Source organism: Janthinobacterium goodfellowi (assembly GCF_051380695.1).
In the GTDB taxonomy this organism is placed as follows: Bacteria; Pseudomonadota; Gammaproteobacteria; order Burkholderiales; family Burkholderiaceae_D; genus Janthinobacterium.
Genome location: NZ_JBNYXN010000001.1, coordinates 845,921 through 865,246, shown reverse-complemented (window position 1 = coordinate 865,246; position 19,326 = coordinate 845,921). Strand labels below are relative to the sequence as shown.

Here is a 19,326-nt window from a genome sequence, read left to right as displayed (position 1 = left end):
CTCAGGCGCGGCCGGCATACAGCGCGACCGTCTGCTCGATGCTGCCGAAGATGCTGGCGCCCGCCGCGTCGCGCATTTCGATGCGCACCGTGTCGCCGAACTTCAGGTACGCCGTCTTGGGTGCGCCGTGTTCGATGGTTTCATACATGCGTACTTCAGCCAGGCAGCAGTAACCCACGCCGCCATTTTCGATGCTGGAACCGAACAGGTTGCCCTGCTTGTTCGACACGGTGCCCGAGCCGACGATGCTGCCGGCGCCCAGTTCGCGCGTCTTTGCCGCATGGGCGACGAGCTGCGCAAAATTGAAGGTCATGTCTTCGCCCGCATTTGGTTTACCGAACGGCTTGTCGTTCAAGTCCACCAGCAGCGGCAGGTGCAGCTTGCTGTCCGCCCAGTCGGCCCCCAGCTCATCGGGCGTGACGGCAACGGGCGAAAACGCGCTGGCCGCCTTCGACTGGAAGAAACCGAAACCCTTGGCCAGTTCGCCCGGGATCAGGTTGCGCAAGGATACATCGTTGACCAGCATCACCAGGCGGATCGCTTTCGCCGCGTCGTCCTCGCTGGCGCCCATGGCCACGTCGCCCGTGACGACGGCCACTTCCGCTTCCAGGTCGATGCCCCACTCTTCCGACAGGGCGAAGATGGGGTCGCGCGGGCCGATAAAACTGTCCGAGCCGCCCTGGTACATCAGCGGGTCCGTGTAGAACGAGGCCGGCACTTCCGCGTTGCGCGCCTTGCGCACCAGTTCCACGTGGTTGATGTAGGCGGAACCGTCGGCCCACTGATAGGCGCGCGGCAGCGGCGAGTGGCACAGATTGGCGTCAAACGGCTGCGCATCCGGCGCCTGGCCCGCGTTCAGGGCCGCGTAGGCCTGTTCCAGTTTCGGCGCCACGGCGTCCCAGTTGTCGAGCGCCGCCTGCAGGGTGGGGGCGATGGCGGCCACGCGCTGGTATTGGCGCAGGTCGCGGCTGACGAGGATCAGGGCGCCGTCGCGGCTGCCGTTTTTCAGGGTTGCGAGTTTCATGGAGTGTGTTCCTTGTTAGGCGTAGTGTTCAGATGGATGTCGTGTGCGGCGCTCAGGCGTCGGCCGGCGCATGCATCCAGGCGGCGTGCTTCGGTGCGCGGCGCGTCTGCGACCATTCTTCCAGCATTTCCCATTTGACGGCGTCCAGTTTGGCCATCATCTCGGGCGTGCCCACGTTGGCCGCCAGTTCCAGGCGGTGGCCGTTGGGGTCGAAGAAATAGATCGACTGGAAGATGGCGTGATTGACGGGACCCAGCACCTCGATGCCGCCGGCCACCAGGCGCTCCTTGGCGGCCAGCAGTTCCTCCATGCTGCCCACTTCCAGCGCCAGGTGCTGCACCCAGGCCGGGGTATTGCGGTCGCGGTCCATCGGCGGCTGCGTCGGCAGTTCAAAAAAGGCCAGCACATTGCCCTGGCCCGCGTCGAGGAAGACGTGCATGTACGGGTCCGGCGCCTTGGTCGACGGCACCAGGTCCTCGGCGATGGCGAGGACGAAATTCATGTTCAAATGCTTGACGTACCACTCGACGGTCTGCTTCGCGTCGATGCAGCGGTAGGCGACGTGGTGGATTTGCTTGATCTTCATGTGCTTGTCTCCAATGGATGGCGCCGTGGGCGCGATGGCTGGCCTGTTTTTCAGCTTTTCACCATTAGAATCGACTTACAGCTATCATACAAACAATTTTTAACCATCGATTTATCGGATTATCTTATGAGTCCCAGCCTGCGACAGATGCGCGCCTTCGTGGCGCTGGCCAAGACCGGCAGTTTTACCCTGGCCGCCGAATACCTGCACGTGACGCAATCGGCCTTGAGCGGCTTGATCAAGGAACTGGAAAGTGTGCTGGGCGTGCGCGTGGTCGAACGCAGCACGCGCAAGACGCAGCTGTCGGAAATCGGCCGCGAACTGTATCCGCTGTTTGAAAAGATGATCGAGGACCTCGACGGCGCCATGGCCGGCATCGCCCAGCGCAAGGCCCTGAAGACGGGCCTGGTGCGCATCGCCGCGCCGCAGATGATGGCGTGCACCCTGCTGCCGGAAGTGATCGCCGCCTACCGCCAGGCGCACCCGGACGTGCAGCTGCGCCTCGTCGATTGCCCCGTGGAAAACGTGTCGGCGCGCGTCTTCAGCGGCGAAGTCGATTTCGGCATCGGCCCCGAGCGCGACCCGACGGCGGAAATCGCCGCGCAAGTGCTGTTCGAAATGCCCTTCGTGCTGGTCTTCCCCGAGCAGCATCCGCTGCAGCAGAAAGAGCGCGTCACCTGGGCCGACGTGGGCGACTACCCGTTCATCTCGCTGCAGGGCCAGTTCACGGAACGCCTGCTGCGCGACATGCACGGCGCGTTTCGCGAGCTGTCGCTCAACCCCTACAATGAAGTGACGTTCATGACGACGGCGCTGGCCATGGTCAGTGCCAACCTGGGCATCACGGTCTGCCTGCCGTACGCGGAACCGATGGTCAAACTGTACCAACTGCAGATGCGCGCCCTGCACGAGCCGGAACTGACGCGGCGCTTTTTCGTCTACACGAAGACGGGGCGTTCGCTGTCGCCGGCCGCCGAAAGCTTCATGGCCTTCCTGTTCCGCTTTGTAGAGACGCACGAGTGGAATGTGGGTGCGGGCGGCCCCGCCGCCCGCGAGGCGCTGCCGGCCGGCGGCCCGGCCGGCGCCCCTTTATAATGGTGCATCGCCCCTTCTCCGCTTGCACCATGACCCAGCCTGACCAGAACGCCCTGTCGCCCACCGACGCCGCCACCATCGCCATCAACCAGCGCATGAACAAATTCGACGGCCATGAGCAGGTCTGGCTGTTCGGCTACGGCTCGCTGATCTACAAGGCGGACTTCCCCTATATCGAACGGCGCCCAGCCAGCATCGAAGGCTGGACGCGGCGCTTCTGGCAAGGTTCGCACGACCACCGGGGCACGCCGATGGCGCCGGGCCGGGTCGCCACCATCGTGCCGCAGGCGGGCGCCGTGTGCGACGGCATGGCGTATCTGATCACGCCCGAAGTCTTCGCCCACCTCGACCACCGCGAAAAAAACGGCTACCTGCGCTTGGCCACCGACATCACTTTCGAGGATGGCAGCAAGGTCGAAGGCCTGGTGTACATCGCCAACGAGGAAAACGCCGCCTTCCTCGGCGCCGCGCCGGAACTCGATATCGCGCGCCAGATCGCCCGATCAAACGGCCCCAGCGGCCCGAACAGCGAATACCTGCTGCACCTGGCCAGCGCCCTGCGCGAACTGGGCAAGAGCGATCCGCATGTCTTTGCCATTGAGCAACATCTGGCGCAGATGCAGGAACAGGATAATGCCGCACGATAGCGCCGCAGCACACCCCTGCGGCATCAGCGCTGACGCTGGTTTAACTTAAAACAAATCCAGCTGCCCCGCATTGCCTTTTTTTACTTTTGCGCCCAACGGCGGCACCACCAGTGGCCGGCGGAACTGCGTGCAATCGAGCTGCTTGAAGCGCCCTCCCTTGCCGTGCAGCCCCAGCCGGTGCACGGCCTTTTCAAAGCGCTGGCGGATGAGGTCAGCCCACACGCCTTCGCCCCGCATGCGCGCGCCGAACGCGCTGTCGTAATCCTTGCCGCCACGCATTTCGCGCACCCGGTTCATCACGCGCTGTGCCCGTTCCGGATAGTGCGCTTCCAGCCATTGCTGGAACAAGGGACTCACTTCCCACGGCAGGCGCAGCACCACGTAATGGGCGTGGATGGCGCCCGCGTCGCGCACGGCTTCGAGCAGCTGCTCGATTTCCGGCTCCGTCACGAAAGGAATGATGGGTGCGATGCTCACGCCCACGGGGATGCCCGCCTCCGTCAGGGTGCGGATGGTGCGCAGGCGCCGCGCCGGTGCGGCCGCGCGCGGTTCCAGCGTGCGCGCGATGGCCGGGTCCAGCGTCGTGACAGTGACGGCCACGGCGGCCAGGCGCCTGGCCGCCATGGGTGCCAGGATGTCGATATCGCGCTCGATCAGCGACGATTTCGTGATCAGCGCCACGGGGTGATCGCACTCGTGCAGCACTTCCAGCACGCGCCGCGTCAGCTGTCGTTCCCGTTCGCACGGCTGATACGCATCCGTGTTGACACCGAGGGCGATCGGTTCGGGCACGTACGACGGCCTGGCCAGTTCGCGCCGCAACAGTTCGGGGGCGTTCACCTTGGCGTAGATGCGGCTTTCGAAGTCCAGGCCCGGCGACAGTCCCAAATAGCTGTGCGTAGGGCGGGCAAAGCAATAAATACAGCCATGTTCGCAACCCCGGTAGGGGTTCAGCGACACATTGAACGGCAAATCGGGCGAAGCGTTGCGCGTGAGGATGGTGCGCGCCTGCTCGTCGCTGACCTGCGTCTTCCAGGTCGGCGCCGCCTCCACATCCGCCTCGTCCAGGCCACCCACGCTCCAGCCATCATCGAAACCGGCGCGCGCATGCGCCTCGTAGCGCCCTTGCAGGTTCGAGACGGCCCCACGGCCCTTGTGCGCTTTCAGCGATTGCGGCGGCAGCATGGCTTGCCCGGCGAAGCTGTCATCGTGCTCTGGAATGATTGCTTTCATGAACGGCCCCATCAACTGTATATACGTACAGTATACTATGCCGCTGTGCGGCCAAGATCAAGGGCTACCGTACTGCCGTTTCAAGCTTTTTCGCCGTGCGGCATGACATAACTCAACTGCTGCGCGACAAAGCCGTCAAATGCCGTGATCAGGGGAACGAAGCGGGACGCGTCCTGCTCCAACTGCATCAGGGCATAGCACGTCGCTTCGAGGGTCGATAACTGGTCTGGCGCATGCGCCTTGCGGATCAGGTAATGGGAGGCAGGCGTATCGCGCAGCGGCAGGCGCGGCAGCTGTTGCAATGCAGGATTCAGGTACAGCATCTTGCGGCTCTTGCGCCAGGTGGCGTCCAGCACCACCAGCCGCAATTGGCTCGCCAACCGGGCCGGATCGAGCAGGATGGCGGGGTCGAGCGCTGGCGGCGGCGCGATGCCCAGCGAACGGTCGCCGGGCGTATCCGGGTACAGCAGCACATTGTGCTTGCCGGCCAGCAGTTCGGCGAGCGCGTCCGGGGCAAACTGTTCGCCCGTCAGCAAGCGGCTGTTGGGCAAGCTCAGGTGCAGCAGGCGGGCACTGCCCTTGGCGTTGTGGACTTCCAGCGGATGCTGGAGGATCAGCACTTCCACGGCGTGGGCAACGGGAACGATCCAGCGGCAGATGCAGCTGGCTGCGGCGCGCAGGCAGACCGGGCAGCGTGCGCGTTTGGCGGGTTCAGCCTGGAAGGAGGATGCGGCGCCAGGGCTGGAGGTAGCGCTGGGAATATGGCTGGGAATAGGGCTGGTGGTACGGCGGGTGGTCATGGCGGAGCGCGTTCGCGGCTGTCTTCAAGCCGCGATTGTAGCGCCCACGCCATGCCACGGGAAATCTGCGCTTAAAACTCTTCCCAGTCGTCGGTCCCGGATGCCACCGGGGCCTTCGGCGTGCGTGCGCGCATAGCTTCCGCTGGAGCCGCCTTGCCCGGCGTGGGCGCGGCCATGGCTGGTGCCGGCGCGCGCCGCATGGCGGGCCGCATGGCAGGTCGCGTGGCGGCATTGATTGGCGCAGAGGCCGCCGCAGACGGAGCCGCACTGGCAGAAACATATTGCTGCGTTGCATCGAGCTTGAACAGGCCCACCACGTCGGCCAGCTTGGCCGCCTGTTCCTGCATGGATTCGGCAGCCGCGGCCGCCTCTTCCACCAGGGCCGCGTTTTGCTGCGTCACCTGGTCCATCTGGCCGATGGCCTGATTGACTTGTTCGATGCCGGTGCGCTGCTCATCGCTGGCGTCGGTGATCTGGTTCATGATCTGCGTCACATGGCTGATGCTTTGCACAATTTCGTCCATGGTGCGGCCAGCCTTGTCCACCAGTTGCGAACCGGCCTCGACCTTTTGCACGGAATCGTCGATCAAGCCCTTGATTTCCTTGGCTGCCGCGCTCGAGCGCTGCGCCAGGTTGCGCACCTCGGAGGCCACGACGGCAAAGCCACGGCCCTGCTCGCCGGCCCGGGCCGCTTCCACGGCAGCGTTCAGGGCCAGGATATTCGTCTGGAAGGCGATGGCGTCGATGACGCTGATGATGTCGACGATCTTGCGCGAGGAATCGTTGATCGAGCCCATGGTGCTGACCACTTCCGATACCACCACGCCACCCTTGCTGGCGATCTGCGAGGCGTCGATGGCCAGCTGATTGGCGCTGCGCGCATTGTCGGCATTGAGTTTCACGGTGGAAGTGAGCTCTTCCATGGAGGACGCCGTCTCCTCCAGCGAACTGGCCTGCTCTTCCGTGCGCGAGGACAAATCCAGGTTGCCGGCCGCAATTTCGCTCGACGCCGTGCTGATGGACTCGGTACCGGCGCGCACTTGGCCGACAATACTGACCAGTTTATCGTTCATCTCTTTCAGCGCGTGCATCAATTGCCCCGTCTCATCGCGGCTTTCCACCACGATATGGCTGGTCAGGTCACCAGCGGAAACGGCTTGCGCCACCTCGACGGCGCGCGTGATGGGACGCGTGATCGAGCGCGTGATCCAGTAGGCGCAGGCAATACCCAGCAAGATGGCAACTACGCCCAGCGAGATCAGCAGCAAGCGGCCGTTTTCGTAGCGCGAACGGATTTGCGCGGCCGTTTCATCGAGCAATCTGGCTTCCAGCACTTCCAGCTTCTTCAGCGCTGCCAGGTAGACGTCGCGCTTGGCGGCCATGTCGCCTTCGTACAGGCGCTTGCCCAGTTCCAGGTCGCCCGCATTCTTGGCCTTGAACACATTCTTGCGCACTTCCGTGTAGGCCTTGCGCGTGCTCAGCACCTCCTGGTACAGCGATTGCTCTTCGGCGTTCAGCTCGCTCTTGCCGATCGCATCCTGGATTTCCGTGGCGCGCGACGACGAGACCGCCATTTCCTTTTCAAACTGCTTCTGGTGTTCGGGATCGCTGACTTTCCAGGCGGCCGCCGTGCGCGCCGCGTTCACCTCGATGACCTTGGTCCATTCACCGATCAGGCGCTCGTTGCGCACCTTGACGTTGACGAGCGCATCTGTTTCCTTGCTGGCGCTTTGCATCTGCACGATGCCCACCACGGTCAGGGTCGTCAACAGGAGCAGGACGGCGGCAAAACCGCCACCGAGACGTACGCCGATTTTGAGGTTTTTCATTGCGTGATTCCTATCTGAAGAAAACAATGCACAGACGCCACGAAACCGACTTACTGCTACAAATCACTATAGCAGGCATCTGCCGTGCGGCAATCACGGGCGGTGGCGCAACGGTATGCGCGTCACCAGAACGGCAGCACGCCGCAGCGCACTACTTTGGAGCAGATTGTGAGTGAATCAGGATGCTATTGCAAGAAATAACATGCAGAAAAGCAACAACCAGAAGGCGCTATGCCGCCACGAACGGGCGGCAGGCAAGCAAGGTCAGTTTTGCTTCACATAGATCAATTTTGATGTATCGAAACCCAGCCCGCGGGCTTTCTCGATCAGGCGCTGCTGCAAGGCGGGGTCCATGGTAGGCGTGCGCGACAGCAACCAGAAGTAGGACTTGTCGGGGCCGCTGATCATGGAATAGCTGTAATCTTGCTGGTCCAAATCAAACACGATGTAGGAACCATAGAAGGGGCCGAAAAACGACACTTTCAGGTAGCCCACGTCTTTCTTGTCGACAAAATACGCCTTGCCTTCCGCGTCCTTCCACTTCGCGTCCGCATCCTTGTAGCCACGGTTGAGCACTTTCAGGCCGCCATCCTGACGCAGGCTGTAGTCGGCCGTCACATGGCTCAGGCCCCGTTCGAACGAATGGTCGAGGCGCGCGATCTCATACCATTTGCCCAGATAGCGGGTCGTGTCGAAATTGCTGACAGGTACAATATTCTCGGGCCGGCCTACACAGCCGGCCAGCACGAGCACACACAGGAACAACAGTTTTTTCATGGTCTTCTCCAACGAGTGAAATCAAGGCAGTAGTATCAGGGTAGCAATGCACGGTCGACGATGCGGCGGATCGCGCCGCTGGTTTGCATGCGCACGATGGCGGCATTGAATTGTTCGATAAAATCATCGCGGTACGGGTAAGCGGCGGGCCGGCGCTCCGTCACACCCAGGTGCCCCTGCTGGCTGGCCAGCTGCGCGGTTTCCTGTATCGCCTGGATCGCCTGCACCGGTGTCCCGGGCGCACCCTCGCGCCGGATGCGCTGCAATTCCCACTGCGCCGACAGGCGGTCGCTGACATAGCAATCGATACGCCCGCGCATCAGCTTGAGCAGATTCGTGCGCGTGCCCTTGGCCGTATCGAACACGATCTTGGCCGCCTGCAGGGCTGCCGTCTGCTTCGCATCGCCCAGCAGAAAACCCGCGTTCACGCCGATGTGCAGGCCGCCGTAATCGGCGGGCCACTGCCGCAGCGTGCGTTTCGCCAGCACGTCCCGGTTACACAGCACCACCAGCTGCTCCATCAGCAGCGGCACGGAATAGCGCACGTACGGCCGCTCGCTGCGCCACGAATACGGCGGATACAGGGCAAACGCCTCGCCCGTCTGCAGCATCAGCACGCCCCGTTTCCAGGGCACGGGACGCAGCTGCACCGCGTACTGCGGCATCGATTGCACGGCTTCGCGCACGATCTCCGTGTAGATGCCTTTCAGCTGGCCATGCTCGACGTAGGAGTACGGCGGGTAATCGTCGTCGCCATAGATCACCAGCGGCGTCGCAGCCTCGGCCCGCGCGCTGGCGGCGATGAACAGACATAGCGCGGCAGGCAGGATGAACATTCTGGACATGCCGGAAGATTAGCATGGAAGCGCAAAAACCGATCATCCGTTCGCGCCGTTCGTGCCCAGCATTTCGTCGAGCTGCGCCAGCGTGCCGGAATCCTTCACGACGGCGCGCAGCCACAGGTGCAGCGGCAGCTCGCCCCAGCTGGCGGCCTTGTCGGCCAGGTAGGCGACGGGGCTGTGCGGCTCAGTGCGGCGGAAGAAATCGGCCACCTGGCGCAGCTGGGCCAGCGCCTGCTGGCGCTGCACGATGGCGCCCCCGCCTCCGCCCGCGTTGGCGCCCTGGCCAGCAGCCCCCGGCGCATCGGCAAAGTCCGAGCCGGGCGACAGCGGCGCGATGAAATGAATGGCGTTTTCCAGCGCTTCGCGCGCGGCGCGAAAACTCGGGCCATCGACGCCGAAACGCGCGTCGACGCTGCGCTCGAAGGCCAGCAGCGACTGCATGCAGTACTGGGCATCGGCCAGCAAGGCGTCGGAAAAGGTGCGCGTGTTCCTTTGCCGCGCCGCCTCCATCTGCGCCAGGGTCACCCCTTCGTCGTGGCGCGTATCGCCCCAGTCCTGATCCGATGCGCCCTGCGCCAGGCTGGCGGCCGCGCGCTGGCGCGCCGCATCGAAATCCTGCAGCGAAAACAGGCCGTCGCTGCCTTCGGTCAGCGGGATCTCGCGCAGCAGCTGCGGCGTGCGCGAGAGCAGCCAGAAGACGTTGCCGATGCGCTGTTCCTGGTCGCCCTCTTCCGCCGGCGGATACAGGCCATCCCAATAGCGCTCGCACAAGCCGGCCAGCAGCGCGTAGCCGTCGCCCAGGCCGCGGAAATGGCGCGTCTTCGCGTGCGCCTCGGCCAGCCAGACGGCCACGCGCAAATCCTTGCTGTGCGTGGCGATCAGCTGTTCGCAGCGCGTCGCCACGAAAGGCCAGTCGGCTTCCTTCAGCGCCGTCACCCACTCGCCCTGGTCCAGGCTCGGGTCGTCGTACTGGCGCGCGCGCGCGATGGCGTCGAGCTCCTGGCTGAAGGTGATGTCTTCGCCGCAGGGGCTGACGGCGCTGACGGGGTGCAGCAACTGCTCCAGGTTGAACATGGCGCTCTCCGGAAGGTGGATTATCGGATCGTGTACTTGAACTGCCCCTGCTTATTTGCAGTGACGCGTATCGATGCGACCGGCTCGCCTGCAGCCATGCGCGCCAGCACCGCTTCGGCGATCGCCGGCAGCAGGCTGCCGTCGAGTATCTGATCGACATTGCGCGCGCCCGAATCGACCTCGGTGCAGCGCGCCAGCACAGCATCGACCAGGCCAGCATCGTGACTGAACTGCGCCTGGTGGTTGCGCGCGATGCGCGCGCCTATCCTCGCCAGCTTCAGGGCGATGATCTCGGCCAGCACCGCGTCGTTCAAGGGATAGAACGGCAACACCTTCAGGCGGCCCAGCAGGGCCGGCTTGAAGTGCGCCACCAGCTGCGGGCGCACCAGTTCTTCCAGCGCGGCCGGCGTGGGCAAGTCTTGCGCTGTGCGGTTCAGGCAGGCCGCCATCATGGCGCCGGAACCCAGGTTCGAGGTGGCGATGATGATGGTGTTGCGAAAATCGACCTCGCGCCCTTCCGCGTCATCGAGCACGCCCTTGTCGAAGACCTGGAAGAACAGTTCGAGCACGTCGGGATGGGCTTTTTCCGCCTCGTCGAGCAGTACCACGCTGTAGGGCTGGCGCCGCACGGCTTCCGTCAGCACGCCGCCCTCGCCGTAACCGACATAGCCGGGCGGCGAGCCTTTCAGGCCGGCCACGCTGTGCGCCTCCTGGTATTCGCTCATGTTGATGGTAATGAGCTTGCGCTCGCCGCCATACAGCAGGTCGGCCAGCGCCAGCGCCGTTTCCGTCTTGCCCGTGCCGGACGGCCCCGTAAACAAAAACACGGCTTGCGGCTTGTTCGGGTCGTCCAGGCTGGCGCGCGCCGTGCGCACGCGCTGCGCCACCGCGTCGATGACGTGGTCCTGTCCCAGCACCCGTTCGCGCAGCGCGCCATCCAGGGCCAGCACCGTGCGGATCTCGTCCTTGAGCATTTTCCCCAGCGGGATGCCGGTCCAGCCGGCGACGATGCCGGCCACCACCTGGGCATCGACTTCCAGCGGCGACAACGGCGCTTCTCCCTGCAGGGTCGCCAGCTCTTCCTTCAGCGTCAGCAGGCGCGCCGCGCCCACTTCGCCCGGCCGCTCGCCGCGCAGCTGCGCGCGCAAGTCGCCGATCTGCGCCACCAGCGTTTTTTCGCGCTCCCAGCGCTGCGCCAGCGCCGCGACCGCCGCCTGGCCTTCGTCATGTTCGCGCCGCAGCTGCGCCAGGCGCGCGGCGCCGGCCTTGTCGGGCGCTTCGCCGTCAGCCGCCTCGCGGGTCAGGGCGGCGATTTCCGCGCCGATGCGTTCCTGCCGCCGGTGCGCGTTTTCCAGCTGCGCCGGCGTGGCGCACTGGCCCAGCGCCACCTTGGCGCACGCCGTATCGAGCACGCTGATGGCCTTGTCCGGCAGCTGGCGCCCGCTGATGTAGCGGTGCGACAGGCGCACCGCCTCGACGATGGCGGCGTCGCGCACGCGGATGCCGAAATGGCGTTCCATCAGCGGCGCCATGGCACGCAGCATGGCGCAGGCGATGTCTTCGCTCGGTTCTTCCACCTTCACCACCTGGAAGCGCCGCGCCAGCGCCGCATCCTTTTCAAAATATTTTTTGTACTCGCTCCAGGTGGTGGCAGCGATGGTGCGCAAGGCGCCGCGCGCCAGCGCCGGTTTCAGCAGGTTGGCCGCGTCGTTCTGCCCCGTCTGGCCGCCGGCGCCGATCATGGTGTGCGCCTCGTCGATGAAGAGGATGACGGGATGCGGGCTTTTCGTCACTTCGTCGATGACATTTTTCAAACGGCTTTCGAATTCGCCCTTCACGCTGGCGCCGGCCTGCAGCAAGCCCATGTCGAGCGCGTGGATGTGCGCGCCCTGCAGCACCACGGGCACGTCGCCGGCGGCGATGCGCAAGGCCAGGCCTTCCACCACGGCCGTCTTGCCCACGCCCGCCTCGCCCGTGAGTATCGGATTGTTCTGGCGCCGGCGCAGCAGGATGTCGACGGCCTGGCGTATCTCCGCCTCGCGGCCGATCACGGGATCGAGCTTGCCATCGCGCGCCAGCTGCGTCAGGTCGGTGGTGAACTGGTCCAGCGCCGGAGTCTTGCTGGCCAGGACGGCAACAGGATCGTCGGGCAGGTCGGCAAGCTGCGGCGCTGCCGCAGCTTCCTCCTCGCCGGAGCCGGCCGTGAGTTTATCCGGATGATGTTTCAACTGCTCGACGCTAAAGCGCGCGAACAGCTTCGAGCCGCGGTACGCGAGCTGCGACAGTTCCGGCTCCGTCAGCAACGCCAGCAGCAGGTGGCGGCTGCGGATGGGGCCCGGCTGCGTCGTATCGAGCGAGGCGACCAGCCAGGCATGCTCGAACAGCAGCGGCAAGTGGCGCGAAAACACGGGCGTGCGTGCGCTGCCCGTCCGAAAGCCGCCGACTTCGCGGCGCAGGTCCGCCTCCAGCGCCGTCAGGCTGATTTCGCTGCGCCGCGCGATGGTGACGAAATCGCTGCGCTCCTGTTCCAGCAGCGCCAGGAACAGGTGTTCGATATCGACTTCGTACTGGCCCAGCCCCACGCAGATGCTGGCGGCGCGGGTGGCGGCCGTGCGCGACGTGTCATTGAGTTTGGCGATCAGGGTTTTCAAATTATTGCTCATGCGGCGGCTCCCTTCCGGTTGATCGAATAGCGCAGCGACGATGGCTGCAGCACGGCGTCGAAATTGACCGTCTCGCCGGCCATCACGGCCAGGGTGCCGCTGATGACGAAGCCGACGCGGTTGATGGCGCCCGCTTCACGCTCCAGTCGCGCACGTACATTGCGCAGGCGCGGTTCGTGACGTTCGATGGCCGCCTTGAGCGCGGCGCAGATGCGGGCGCGGTCATCGCTGCTGGACAAGCACATGCCGGCGAAATCGATCAAGCCATAGTTGACGATGGACGCCGCGCATTCCGGATAGGCGTCCAGCGCGCCGGGCGGCAGGGCCACGCGCGTGTTGAGCAGCTCTTCCAGGTCGCGCGCCACCGCATCCTTCAATTGATCGAGCGACAGGCGCGCCGCCACGCCGCCCGCCGCACCGCCATCGCCCATCAGGCGGTCGAACAGGCCAGGTACATAACTGTCCATGCGCTCTCCTGAAAAGTCGGCGCGGCGCGGGCGGAGGTGGCCGCCGCGCGCCGCGCACCATGGATCAAGCCACGCGGTTCGCGGCCAGGTCCCAGCCGCCCGAGGTATTGCCGCCGGCGCCGCCCGTCACTTTTTGCTGCGTGTATTTCCACTTCACTTTGGAGAACTTGAAGCCGACGTGTTCACCGAGGATGTCGCCTTCTTCCACGTTCGGCGTGACGGCGCCGATCAGCACATTTTCGATTTCGATCTCAAAATACTTGACGCGTTCGCCCTGGCCGTCGGCGCGCATGAATTCGAAGCGCGCCTTGGGGATGGTCTTGCCGGCCGAGCAGGTCTGCAGCAGCACCGGCGAGGCCAGGTCGGCCAGCTTGGAGATGACGATGTCCTTGTGCTCGCAGCGTTCGGCCGTGTGGCCGCCGCCCGTCGAGGCGGTGGCGGACTTCGGCTGCTCGACGCTCCAGCTGACCGATTTGCACTCGATCCAGTCCTTGTGCTTGTCATCGGTGGACTCGCCCTTGATGCCGTCTATCTGCAGATATACATCGATTGCCATGGTGTGCTCCTCTGGTTGAAAGATGGGTGAATCATGAATTGGTCGACTTCGGCAACTCCGCGACCAGTCGGAGCGAAACGGATAATTCATCGAGCTGGAAATGGGGACGCAGGAAGGACACGGCGCGGTACACGCCGGGCCGGCCCGGCACTTCATGCACCTGCACGGACGCCTCGCGCAGCGGAAACTGGGCTTTCTGTTCCTGGCTGGCGTTATCGTCGAGCAGCACGTACTGCATCAGCCAGCGGTTCAAAAAATCTTCCACGTTCGAGGCGGCGGCAAAGCTGCCGATCTTGTCGCGCATCATGGCCTTCATGTAGTGGGCGATGCGCGAGACGGCGAAGATGTACTGCAACTGCGACGACAGCACCGCGTTGGCGTTGGCCGCGTCGCTGTTGTACTTGCGGCTTTTCTGCGCCGACTGCGCGCCGAAGAATGCCGCATACGCCGTGTTCTTGCAATGCACCAGCGAGATGAAGCCCAGGTCCGACAATTCCTTTTCGCGGCGGTCCGTGATCGCCACTTCGGCCGGGCATTTCAGGGCCACGTCGCCCTCGTCCGTCTTGAAGGTGTGGGTCGGCAGGTCGTCCACCAGGCCGCCGCCTTCCACGCCGCGGATGGCGGCGCACCAGCCGTAGTCGGCAAAGGCCTGCGTGAGCTTGCTGCCGAACGCATACGCGGCGTTACACCACAGGTATTTGTGATGGTCGCTGCCGTCGACTTCCTCGACGAAGTTGAAACCCTCAACGGTGGTGCCATCGACGGGATTGAACGGCAGCCGGCCCAGGAAGCGGGGCAAGGTCAGGCCGACGTAGCGCGCATCCTCGGATTCGCGGAAGGCTTTCCATTTCGCGTATTCGATGGTGTCGAACACCTTGGCCAGGTCGCGCGGCTTGCCCAGGTCGCCGTAGCTTTCCAGACCAAACAGTTCCGGCGCGGCCGAGGCGATGAACGGCGCATGCGCGGCGGCGGCCACGTGCGACATCTGCTCGACGAAATACATGTCTTCCGGCTGGCGCGAGATGGCGAAATCGCCCAGCAGCGCGGCAAACGGCGCGCCGCCGAAGGTGCCGAATTCCTCTTCATACACCTTCTTGAACATGCTGCTCTGGTCGAACTCCAGCGCGGCCTGGAAATCCTTCACCAGTTCGCGCCTGGTGGCGTTGAACATGCGGATCTGCAGGCGCGCGCCCGTATCGGAATTGCCGACCAGGTAGCGCAGCCCCGTCCAGCTTTGTTCGAGCTGCTGGAACGGCGCCGCATGCATGATTTCGCTGAGCTGGGCGGAGATCAAACGGTCGATTTCCGCCACGCGCGCGTCCAAGGTGGCCGACAGGCTGCTGGACATCAGCACCGTGCCGTCGAGCACCTGCGCCACCAGTTCCGAGATCAGATCGCGCGCGCGCGCATGCTCGGCGCCGGACTTGGCGACGCGGCTCTGCTCGACGATCTGGTCCAGCAAATCGGTCGCCACCGGCGCATCGGCGGTGGATACTGCTAGGGCTTCTGCCTGGGCATTCATCTCAATCCTCCTGCGCTGGGGACTGCGGTTTCAGGGTGGCCATGCTGTCCGTGTTGTTCAGCACTTCCGTCAGCAAGTCTTCCAGCTTGTCGTTGCCGGCCAGTTTGTTGCGCAAGTCGGCCAGCTTGGTGCGCGCCTCGAGCAACTTGCGCAAGGGATCGACCTGGCGTACCACCGATTCCGGGCGGAAGTCTTCCATCGAGCGGAAATGCAGGTCGACGGCGAAGGTGCCGCCCGCCTCGCTGATGCGGTTCGGCACGGCGAAACGGGCGACCGGCTCCACGCCGGCCAGCACTTCGTCGAAGTTGTCGCTGTCGATGGCGACGAACTTGCGGTCCTTCAGGCGTTTTTTCTCGCTGTCAGGGTTGCCGCCAAAGTCGCCCAGCACGCCGACCACGAAGGGCAGCTCCTTGTTTTCAATCGCGTCGCCAATCTCGACGTCATAGGTCATTTGCACGCGCGGCGCGCGTATCTTTTGCAGGCGTTTTTGCACGCTGTCGGACTTGGGCATGTCGCTTCCTTTGCAAGGGGATGGTGGGGATGCTCGCTTATTTCAGGCCGCTGAACGGGTCGGCCGCGCTGCCTGGCGCCGCCGCGCCCTTCGCCGCCGGCGTGCCGGAACCGGCGGCGCGCTTGCCGGCCGCCGGCGGGCGCTTGGCCGGCGGCACCAGCACGTCTTCGCCGATGCTCGCGCGCAGCAGCTTGGCCAGGTCCTGCGCTTCCGAGCGCAGCGAGCCATTCAGGTTGTTTTGCCGCGACAGGTCGGCCAGCGCCTTGCCGGACAGGCGCAAGCCGCTGACGGCGACGATGCTGTTGGCCACCTTGTCGTCCGGGTCGCGTTCCAGCGCTTCGAGCGCATGGCCGATGGCGTCGCCGTACTGGCCGCGGTCGAACTTCATCTGCGCCATCTGCAGCCACGGCGCCTTGTCGGCCGGGTAGCTCGTGCCGCCACCTTTGAGCAAAGTCATGGCCCGTTCGTACTGGCCGGCGCGCGCGGCCGCATCGGCGTCGCTCATCACTTGCGCCAGGGTCGGCGCGGCAGGTTTGGGGGGCGCCGGCTGCTCTGGCGTGGCGCAGGCGGCCAGCAGCAAGACGCTGGCGAGGCAGGCAATACGGGGCAACATGGTGGCTGGCTTCATCGGGGGCACTCCTTCACGTGGAGGACGCTACCGCTGGGAAAGATGGGCGGCGCCTTGGTGGAGGCCATTATTGATCGGCAATTTTTTTGCCAGATTGAGATTAATCAGCAAAGAAGAAGTTCCACATCACAGCCGCGTACAGCGACATGAATCCTGATCTGGCGCAGGAACTGCGTTGATCGCGGGCGGATTTTGCGCCAACGCAAGCAGGTCGCCCGTGCATGCGTTTAAATGACTGCAGCACTTTTATTTCCTCCATTCACCTTACAAAGATAGTCCAGCCCATGCCACCTGACATCCGGTTCCGCCGCCCGGTCCGCGCCACCGCGCTAATGCTGCTGGCCCTGCTGCAGGCCGGCTGTGCGGGCGGTGCCATCGGCACCCTGGCCAACGCGGCGCTGCAGATGGCGGGCGTGACCAAGCCGCCGCCGGAACTGCCCGATGCGCAACAGCCGCCGCGCAATATCAGCATCCGCCTGCACGCGGCGCAACGCCTCAACACGGATGCAGACGGCCGGCCGCTGGCGCTGGTGGCGCGCATCTACAAGCTGCGCCAGAGTGCCGCCTTCGAGCAGGCGCCATACGACAGTTTCCTCGACGCGCAGCGCGAAAAGGCGGCGCTGGGCGCCGACCTGATGGAAGTCAAAGAAGTGCTGCTGGTGCCGGGCCAGCGCTACGAAGTGCAGGAAAAAGTCAGCAAGGAAGCGTATTTCATCGGCGTCGTGGCCCTGTTCCGCGCGCCTGCGGCGCAGCGCTGGCGCGCCACCTTTGCCGCCGCCGACGCGGAACGCGGCGGCATCACCGTCGGCCTGCATGCCTGCGCGCTCAGCGTCAGCGGCACGTCCACGCTGTCGGCCCCGCGCTGCCAGTAGCACGAACAGATACGCCACACATACACAAGGAGAAGCGAGATGGGCATGGCAGCGAAAGTCTTGTGGGGAGAAGGCCTGTTTCTGCGGCCGCAGCATTTCCAGCGCCAGGATCAGTATCACGAAGCGCGCCTGCATCACACGGCCAGCGCGCTGCATCCCTACCTGTGGGGCGTGGCGCACATGGAGTGGGACCTGGCCGCGCTGAAGACGGGCACCCTGCGCCTGCACGCCCTGTCGGCCATCTTCCGCGACGGCGAAGTGTTCGAGGCGCTGGGCGACGGCGCGCCCGGCAGCGACACCCTGCCCCCGCCGGTGGACCTGGAAGCGCTGCCGCCAGCGGTGCAGGAAGTGACGTATTACGCGGCGCTGCCCATCCTCAACCGCGAAGGCATGAATTACACGGCGCAGGCGCCAAATGCGGGTACGCCGGCGGCCACGCGCTTTGCACACGCCATGCGCGCCACGCCGGACCTGTTTACGGAGTCCGCCGTGGCCGACGTGGCGTACCTGAAGAAAACCGTGCGCCTGATTCCCGACAGCGAGGCGCGCGGCTCCTACGACTGCCTGCCGCTGATCGCCCTGCGGCGCACGGTATCGGGCGGCTTCGAACCCGTGCCCTCGTTCATGGCGCCCAGCCTGGCGATCGCCGGCGCGCCGCGCCTGCAGGGCGTGCTGGAACACCTGCTCGACGCCTTGCAGGCGAAAGTGAGCGCGCTGCACGGCCACCACCGCGAACCGAGCCGCAACGTGATCGAGTTCCGCTCGGGCGACGTCTCCTCGTTCTGGCTGCTGCACACGGTCAGCACGGCCGCCGCCGCGCTGATGCACTATGTGCGCCATCCGGCCCTGCATCCGGAGCGCCTGTACGAGGCGCTGCTGGGCCTGGCGGGCGGCTTGCTCAGCTACTCCAAGCACTACACCCTGGCCAGCCTGCCCGCCTACGACCACGCGCAGCCGGGCGCCTGCTTCGACGCCATCGACGCGATCATCCGCGAACTGCTCGACACCGTCATCTCGTCGAAGTATTTTTCCATCGCCCTGCTGGAAGACCAGCCCTCGTACTACCTGGGCAAGCTCGATTCGGGCAAGATCGACCAGCACACCACCTTGTACCTGGCGATACGCGCCGCCATGCCCGCCATCGAGCTGGTGGAGGTGGTGCCCGTGCGGGTGAAAGTGGGCGCGCCCGACGACGTGGAAAAATGCGTGCTCACGGCCATGCCCGGCCTGAAGCTGTCGCATGCGCCGCAAGTGCCGGCGGCCATCCCCGTGCGCCCCGACACCTATTATTTTGCGATTGAAAACCGGGGCGCGCTGTACGAGCAGATGCTCAAGGCGCAGTCGATTTCCGTCTACGTGCCGGCCGGCATACGCGACCTGCAGCTGGAACTGATCGCGGTGACGGCATGAGCCAGCTCATCGAACGGCGCGCGGCGCCCTCCCTGCTGGGACCACGCGGTGCCGCCCCGGCAGGCAGCAGCCGGCATGCGGGCAGCGCCCTGCTGGACCTGATGCACGAAGGCTTTTACATGCTGTTCATGCTGAAGCACGGCTCGGCGCCCGGCGACGAGCAAAGCTTCATGGACCGCATCACGGCCTTCCTCGACGACTTCGAACGCGAAGCGAAGAAGATCCGCGCCGATGGCGACGATATCGAGGCGGCCAAGTATGCGTTTTGCGCGGCCGTCGATGAAATCATCCTCGCCTCGCCGTTCGCCCTGCGCAAGCAGTGGGAACGGCGCCCGCTGCAGCTGCTGATCTTCGGCGACCAGCTGGCCGGCGAACACTTCTTCGACCGCCTCGACGCCTTGCGCGGCAAGGGCGCCATGCGCGTGCAGGCGCTGCAGGTGTTCCACATGTGTTTGTTGCTGGGCTTCCAGGGCAAGTATGCGATCGACGGCGGCGAAAAACTCAGCTACCTGACGGCGCGCCTGGGCGACGAGATCGCCCACATCAAGGGCAAGAGCCGCGGCTTCGCGCCGCGCGCGGAACGTCCGGACCAGGTGGTCAACAAACGCGGCAGCGACGTGCCGCTGTGGGCCCTGTCGAGCTTTTTTGCCCTGCTGGCCATCTGCGCCTACCTGGGCCTGAAAACGCATCTGACGCGCGGCACGCAAACGACCCTGGCCGCATATGCGGACCTGGTCAAGCTGGCGCCACGCCCGGCGCACCTGACCATTACCTTACCCTGATCATTGCG

At 64.9% G+C, this 19,326-nt stretch carries 19 protein-coding genes; 5 read left to right on the top strand and 14 right to left on the bottom strand.

Annotated features, from left to right (window positions below):
* Position 1 precedes the first annotated feature (1 nt).
* Complete coding sequence (locus tag ACQ4WQ_RS03875) at positions 2 to 1,024, bottom strand: fumarylacetoacetate hydrolase family protein (protein ID WP_436494797.1); 1,023 nt, start codon at positions 1,022 to 1,024, stop codon at positions 2 to 4.
* Positions 1,025 to 1,076: 52 nt separating this feature from the next.
* Entirely contained in the window at positions 1,077 to 1,610 is a 534-nt protein-coding gene (locus tag ACQ4WQ_RS03870; protein WP_326458466.1) for a VOC family protein, read from the bottom strand.
* A gap of 126 nt (positions 1,611 to 1,736) precedes the next feature.
* On the opposite strand from ACQ4WQ_RS03870, the gene ACQ4WQ_RS03865 reads away from it, so the two are divergent.
* On the top strand, positions 1,737 to 2,705 hold the full coding sequence (locus tag ACQ4WQ_RS03865; RefSeq protein WP_326458465.1) for a LysR family transcriptional regulator: 969 nt from the start codon (positions 1,737 to 1,739) through the stop codon (positions 2,703 to 2,705).
* 29 nt (positions 2,706 to 2,734) lie between these two features.
* Positions 2,735 to 3,352 (top strand): gamma-glutamylcyclotransferase, encoded by a 618-nt coding sequence (locus ACQ4WQ_RS03860; RefSeq protein ID WP_436494795.1) that lies wholly within the window; start codon positions 2,735 to 2,737, stop codon positions 3,350 to 3,352.
* Positions 3,353 to 3,397: 45 nt separating this feature from the next.
* On the opposite strand, the gene ACQ4WQ_RS03855 is transcribed toward ACQ4WQ_RS03860, so the two are convergent.
* From ACQ4WQ_RS03855 to ACQ4WQ_RS03800, 12 genes are all read right to left on the bottom strand, one after another.
* Positions 3,398 to 4,537: a PA0069 family radical SAM protein gene (locus tag ACQ4WQ_RS03855; RefSeq protein WP_436495952.1), complete on the bottom strand. Its 1,140-nt coding sequence runs from the start codon at positions 4,535 to 4,537 to the stop codon at positions 3,398 to 3,400.
* 128 nt (positions 4,538 to 4,665) lie between these two features.
* Positions 4,666 to 5,385, bottom strand: a complete 720-nt coding sequence (locus ACQ4WQ_RS03850; protein WP_436494793.1) for a tRNA-uridine aminocarboxypropyltransferase — start codon at positions 5,383 to 5,385, stop codon at positions 4,666 to 4,668.
* A 71-nt stretch (positions 5,386 to 5,456) separates the two neighbouring features.
* Positions 5,457 to 7,214 carry a methyl-accepting chemotaxis protein gene (locus ACQ4WQ_RS03845; RefSeq protein ID WP_436494791.1) on the bottom strand — a complete coding sequence of 586 codons (1,758 nt, stop codon included), beginning with the start codon at positions 7,212 to 7,214 and terminating at the stop codon, positions 5,457 to 5,459.
* Positions 7,215 to 7,478: 264 nt separating this feature from the next.
* The gene (locus ACQ4WQ_RS03840; RefSeq protein WP_326458461.1) at positions 7,479 to 7,991 is read right to left on the bottom strand and encodes a lipocalin family protein; all 513 of its coding nucleotides are present in this window, start codon (positions 7,989 to 7,991) and stop codon (positions 7,479 to 7,481) included.
* A gap of 35 nt (positions 7,992 to 8,026) precedes the next feature.
* Positions 8,027 to 8,836: a substrate-binding periplasmic protein gene (locus ACQ4WQ_RS03835; protein WP_436494788.1), complete on the bottom strand. Its 810-nt coding sequence runs from the start codon at positions 8,834 to 8,836 to the stop codon at positions 8,027 to 8,029.
* A 33-nt stretch (positions 8,837 to 8,869) separates the two neighbouring features.
* Positions 8,870 to 9,907 (bottom strand): type VI secretion system protein TssA, encoded by a 1,038-nt coding sequence (tssA, locus tag ACQ4WQ_RS03830; protein ID WP_436494786.1) that lies wholly within the window; start codon positions 9,905 to 9,907, stop codon positions 8,870 to 8,872.
* Positions 9,908 to 9,927: 20 nt separating this feature from the next.
* Positions 9,928 to 12,570: a type VI secretion system ATPase TssH gene (tssH, locus tag ACQ4WQ_RS03825; protein ID WP_436494784.1), complete on the bottom strand. Its 2,643-nt coding sequence runs from the start codon at positions 12,568 to 12,570 to the stop codon at positions 9,928 to 9,930.
* Entirely contained in the window at positions 12,567 to 13,037 is a 471-nt protein-coding gene (gene tssE / locus ACQ4WQ_RS03820) for a type VI secretion system baseplate subunit TssE (protein ID WP_326458457.1), read from the bottom strand. Before tssE ends, tssH begins: the two co-directional genes overlap by 4 nt.
* A 64-nt stretch (positions 13,038 to 13,101) precedes the next feature.
* Positions 13,102 to 13,593 carry an Hcp family type VI secretion system effector gene (locus tag ACQ4WQ_RS03815; protein ID WP_034750126.1) on the bottom strand — a complete coding sequence of 164 codons (492 nt, stop codon included), beginning with the start codon at positions 13,591 to 13,593 and terminating at the stop codon, positions 13,102 to 13,104.
* 31 nt (positions 13,594 to 13,624) lie between these two features.
* Entirely contained in the window at positions 13,625 to 15,115 is a 1,491-nt protein-coding gene (tssC, locus tag ACQ4WQ_RS03810) for a type VI secretion system contractile sheath large subunit (RefSeq protein ID WP_326458456.1), read from the bottom strand.
* A 1-nt stretch (position 15,116) separates the two neighbouring features.
* A complete protein-coding gene (tssB, locus tag ACQ4WQ_RS03805) occupies positions 15,117 to 15,626 on the bottom strand; it encodes a type VI secretion system contractile sheath small subunit (protein WP_436494781.1) in 510 nt (169 codons plus the stop codon).
* Between the two features lie 37 nt (positions 15,627 to 15,663).
* On the bottom strand, positions 15,664 to 16,254 hold the full coding sequence (locus tag ACQ4WQ_RS03800) for a hypothetical protein (protein ID WP_326458454.1): 591 nt from the start codon (positions 16,252 to 16,254) through the stop codon (positions 15,664 to 15,666).
* A 284-nt stretch (positions 16,255 to 16,538) separates the two neighbouring features.
* Between ACQ4WQ_RS03800 and tssJ the strand changes: the two genes are divergently transcribed.
* From tssJ to icmH, 3 genes are read left to right on the top strand one after another with little or no spacing between them, the layout of a single operon-like run.
* Positions 16,539 to 17,126, top strand: coding sequence for a type VI secretion system lipoprotein TssJ (tssJ, locus tag ACQ4WQ_RS03795; protein WP_436494779.1), 588 nt, complete (start codon positions 16,539 to 16,541; stop codon positions 17,124 to 17,126).
* Positions 17,127 to 17,165: 39 nt separating this feature from the next.
* Positions 17,166 to 18,536, top strand: coding sequence for a type VI secretion system baseplate subunit TssK (gene tssK / locus ACQ4WQ_RS03790; RefSeq protein ID WP_436494777.1), 1,371 nt, complete (start codon positions 17,166 to 17,168; stop codon positions 18,534 to 18,536).
* Positions 18,533 to 19,318, top strand: a complete 786-nt coding sequence (gene icmH / locus ACQ4WQ_RS03785; RefSeq protein WP_070224157.1) for a type IVB secretion system protein IcmH/DotU — start codon at positions 18,533 to 18,535, stop codon at positions 19,316 to 19,318. Before tssK ends, icmH begins: the two co-directional genes overlap by 4 nt.
* Positions 19,319 to 19,326: the final 8 nt, after the last annotated feature.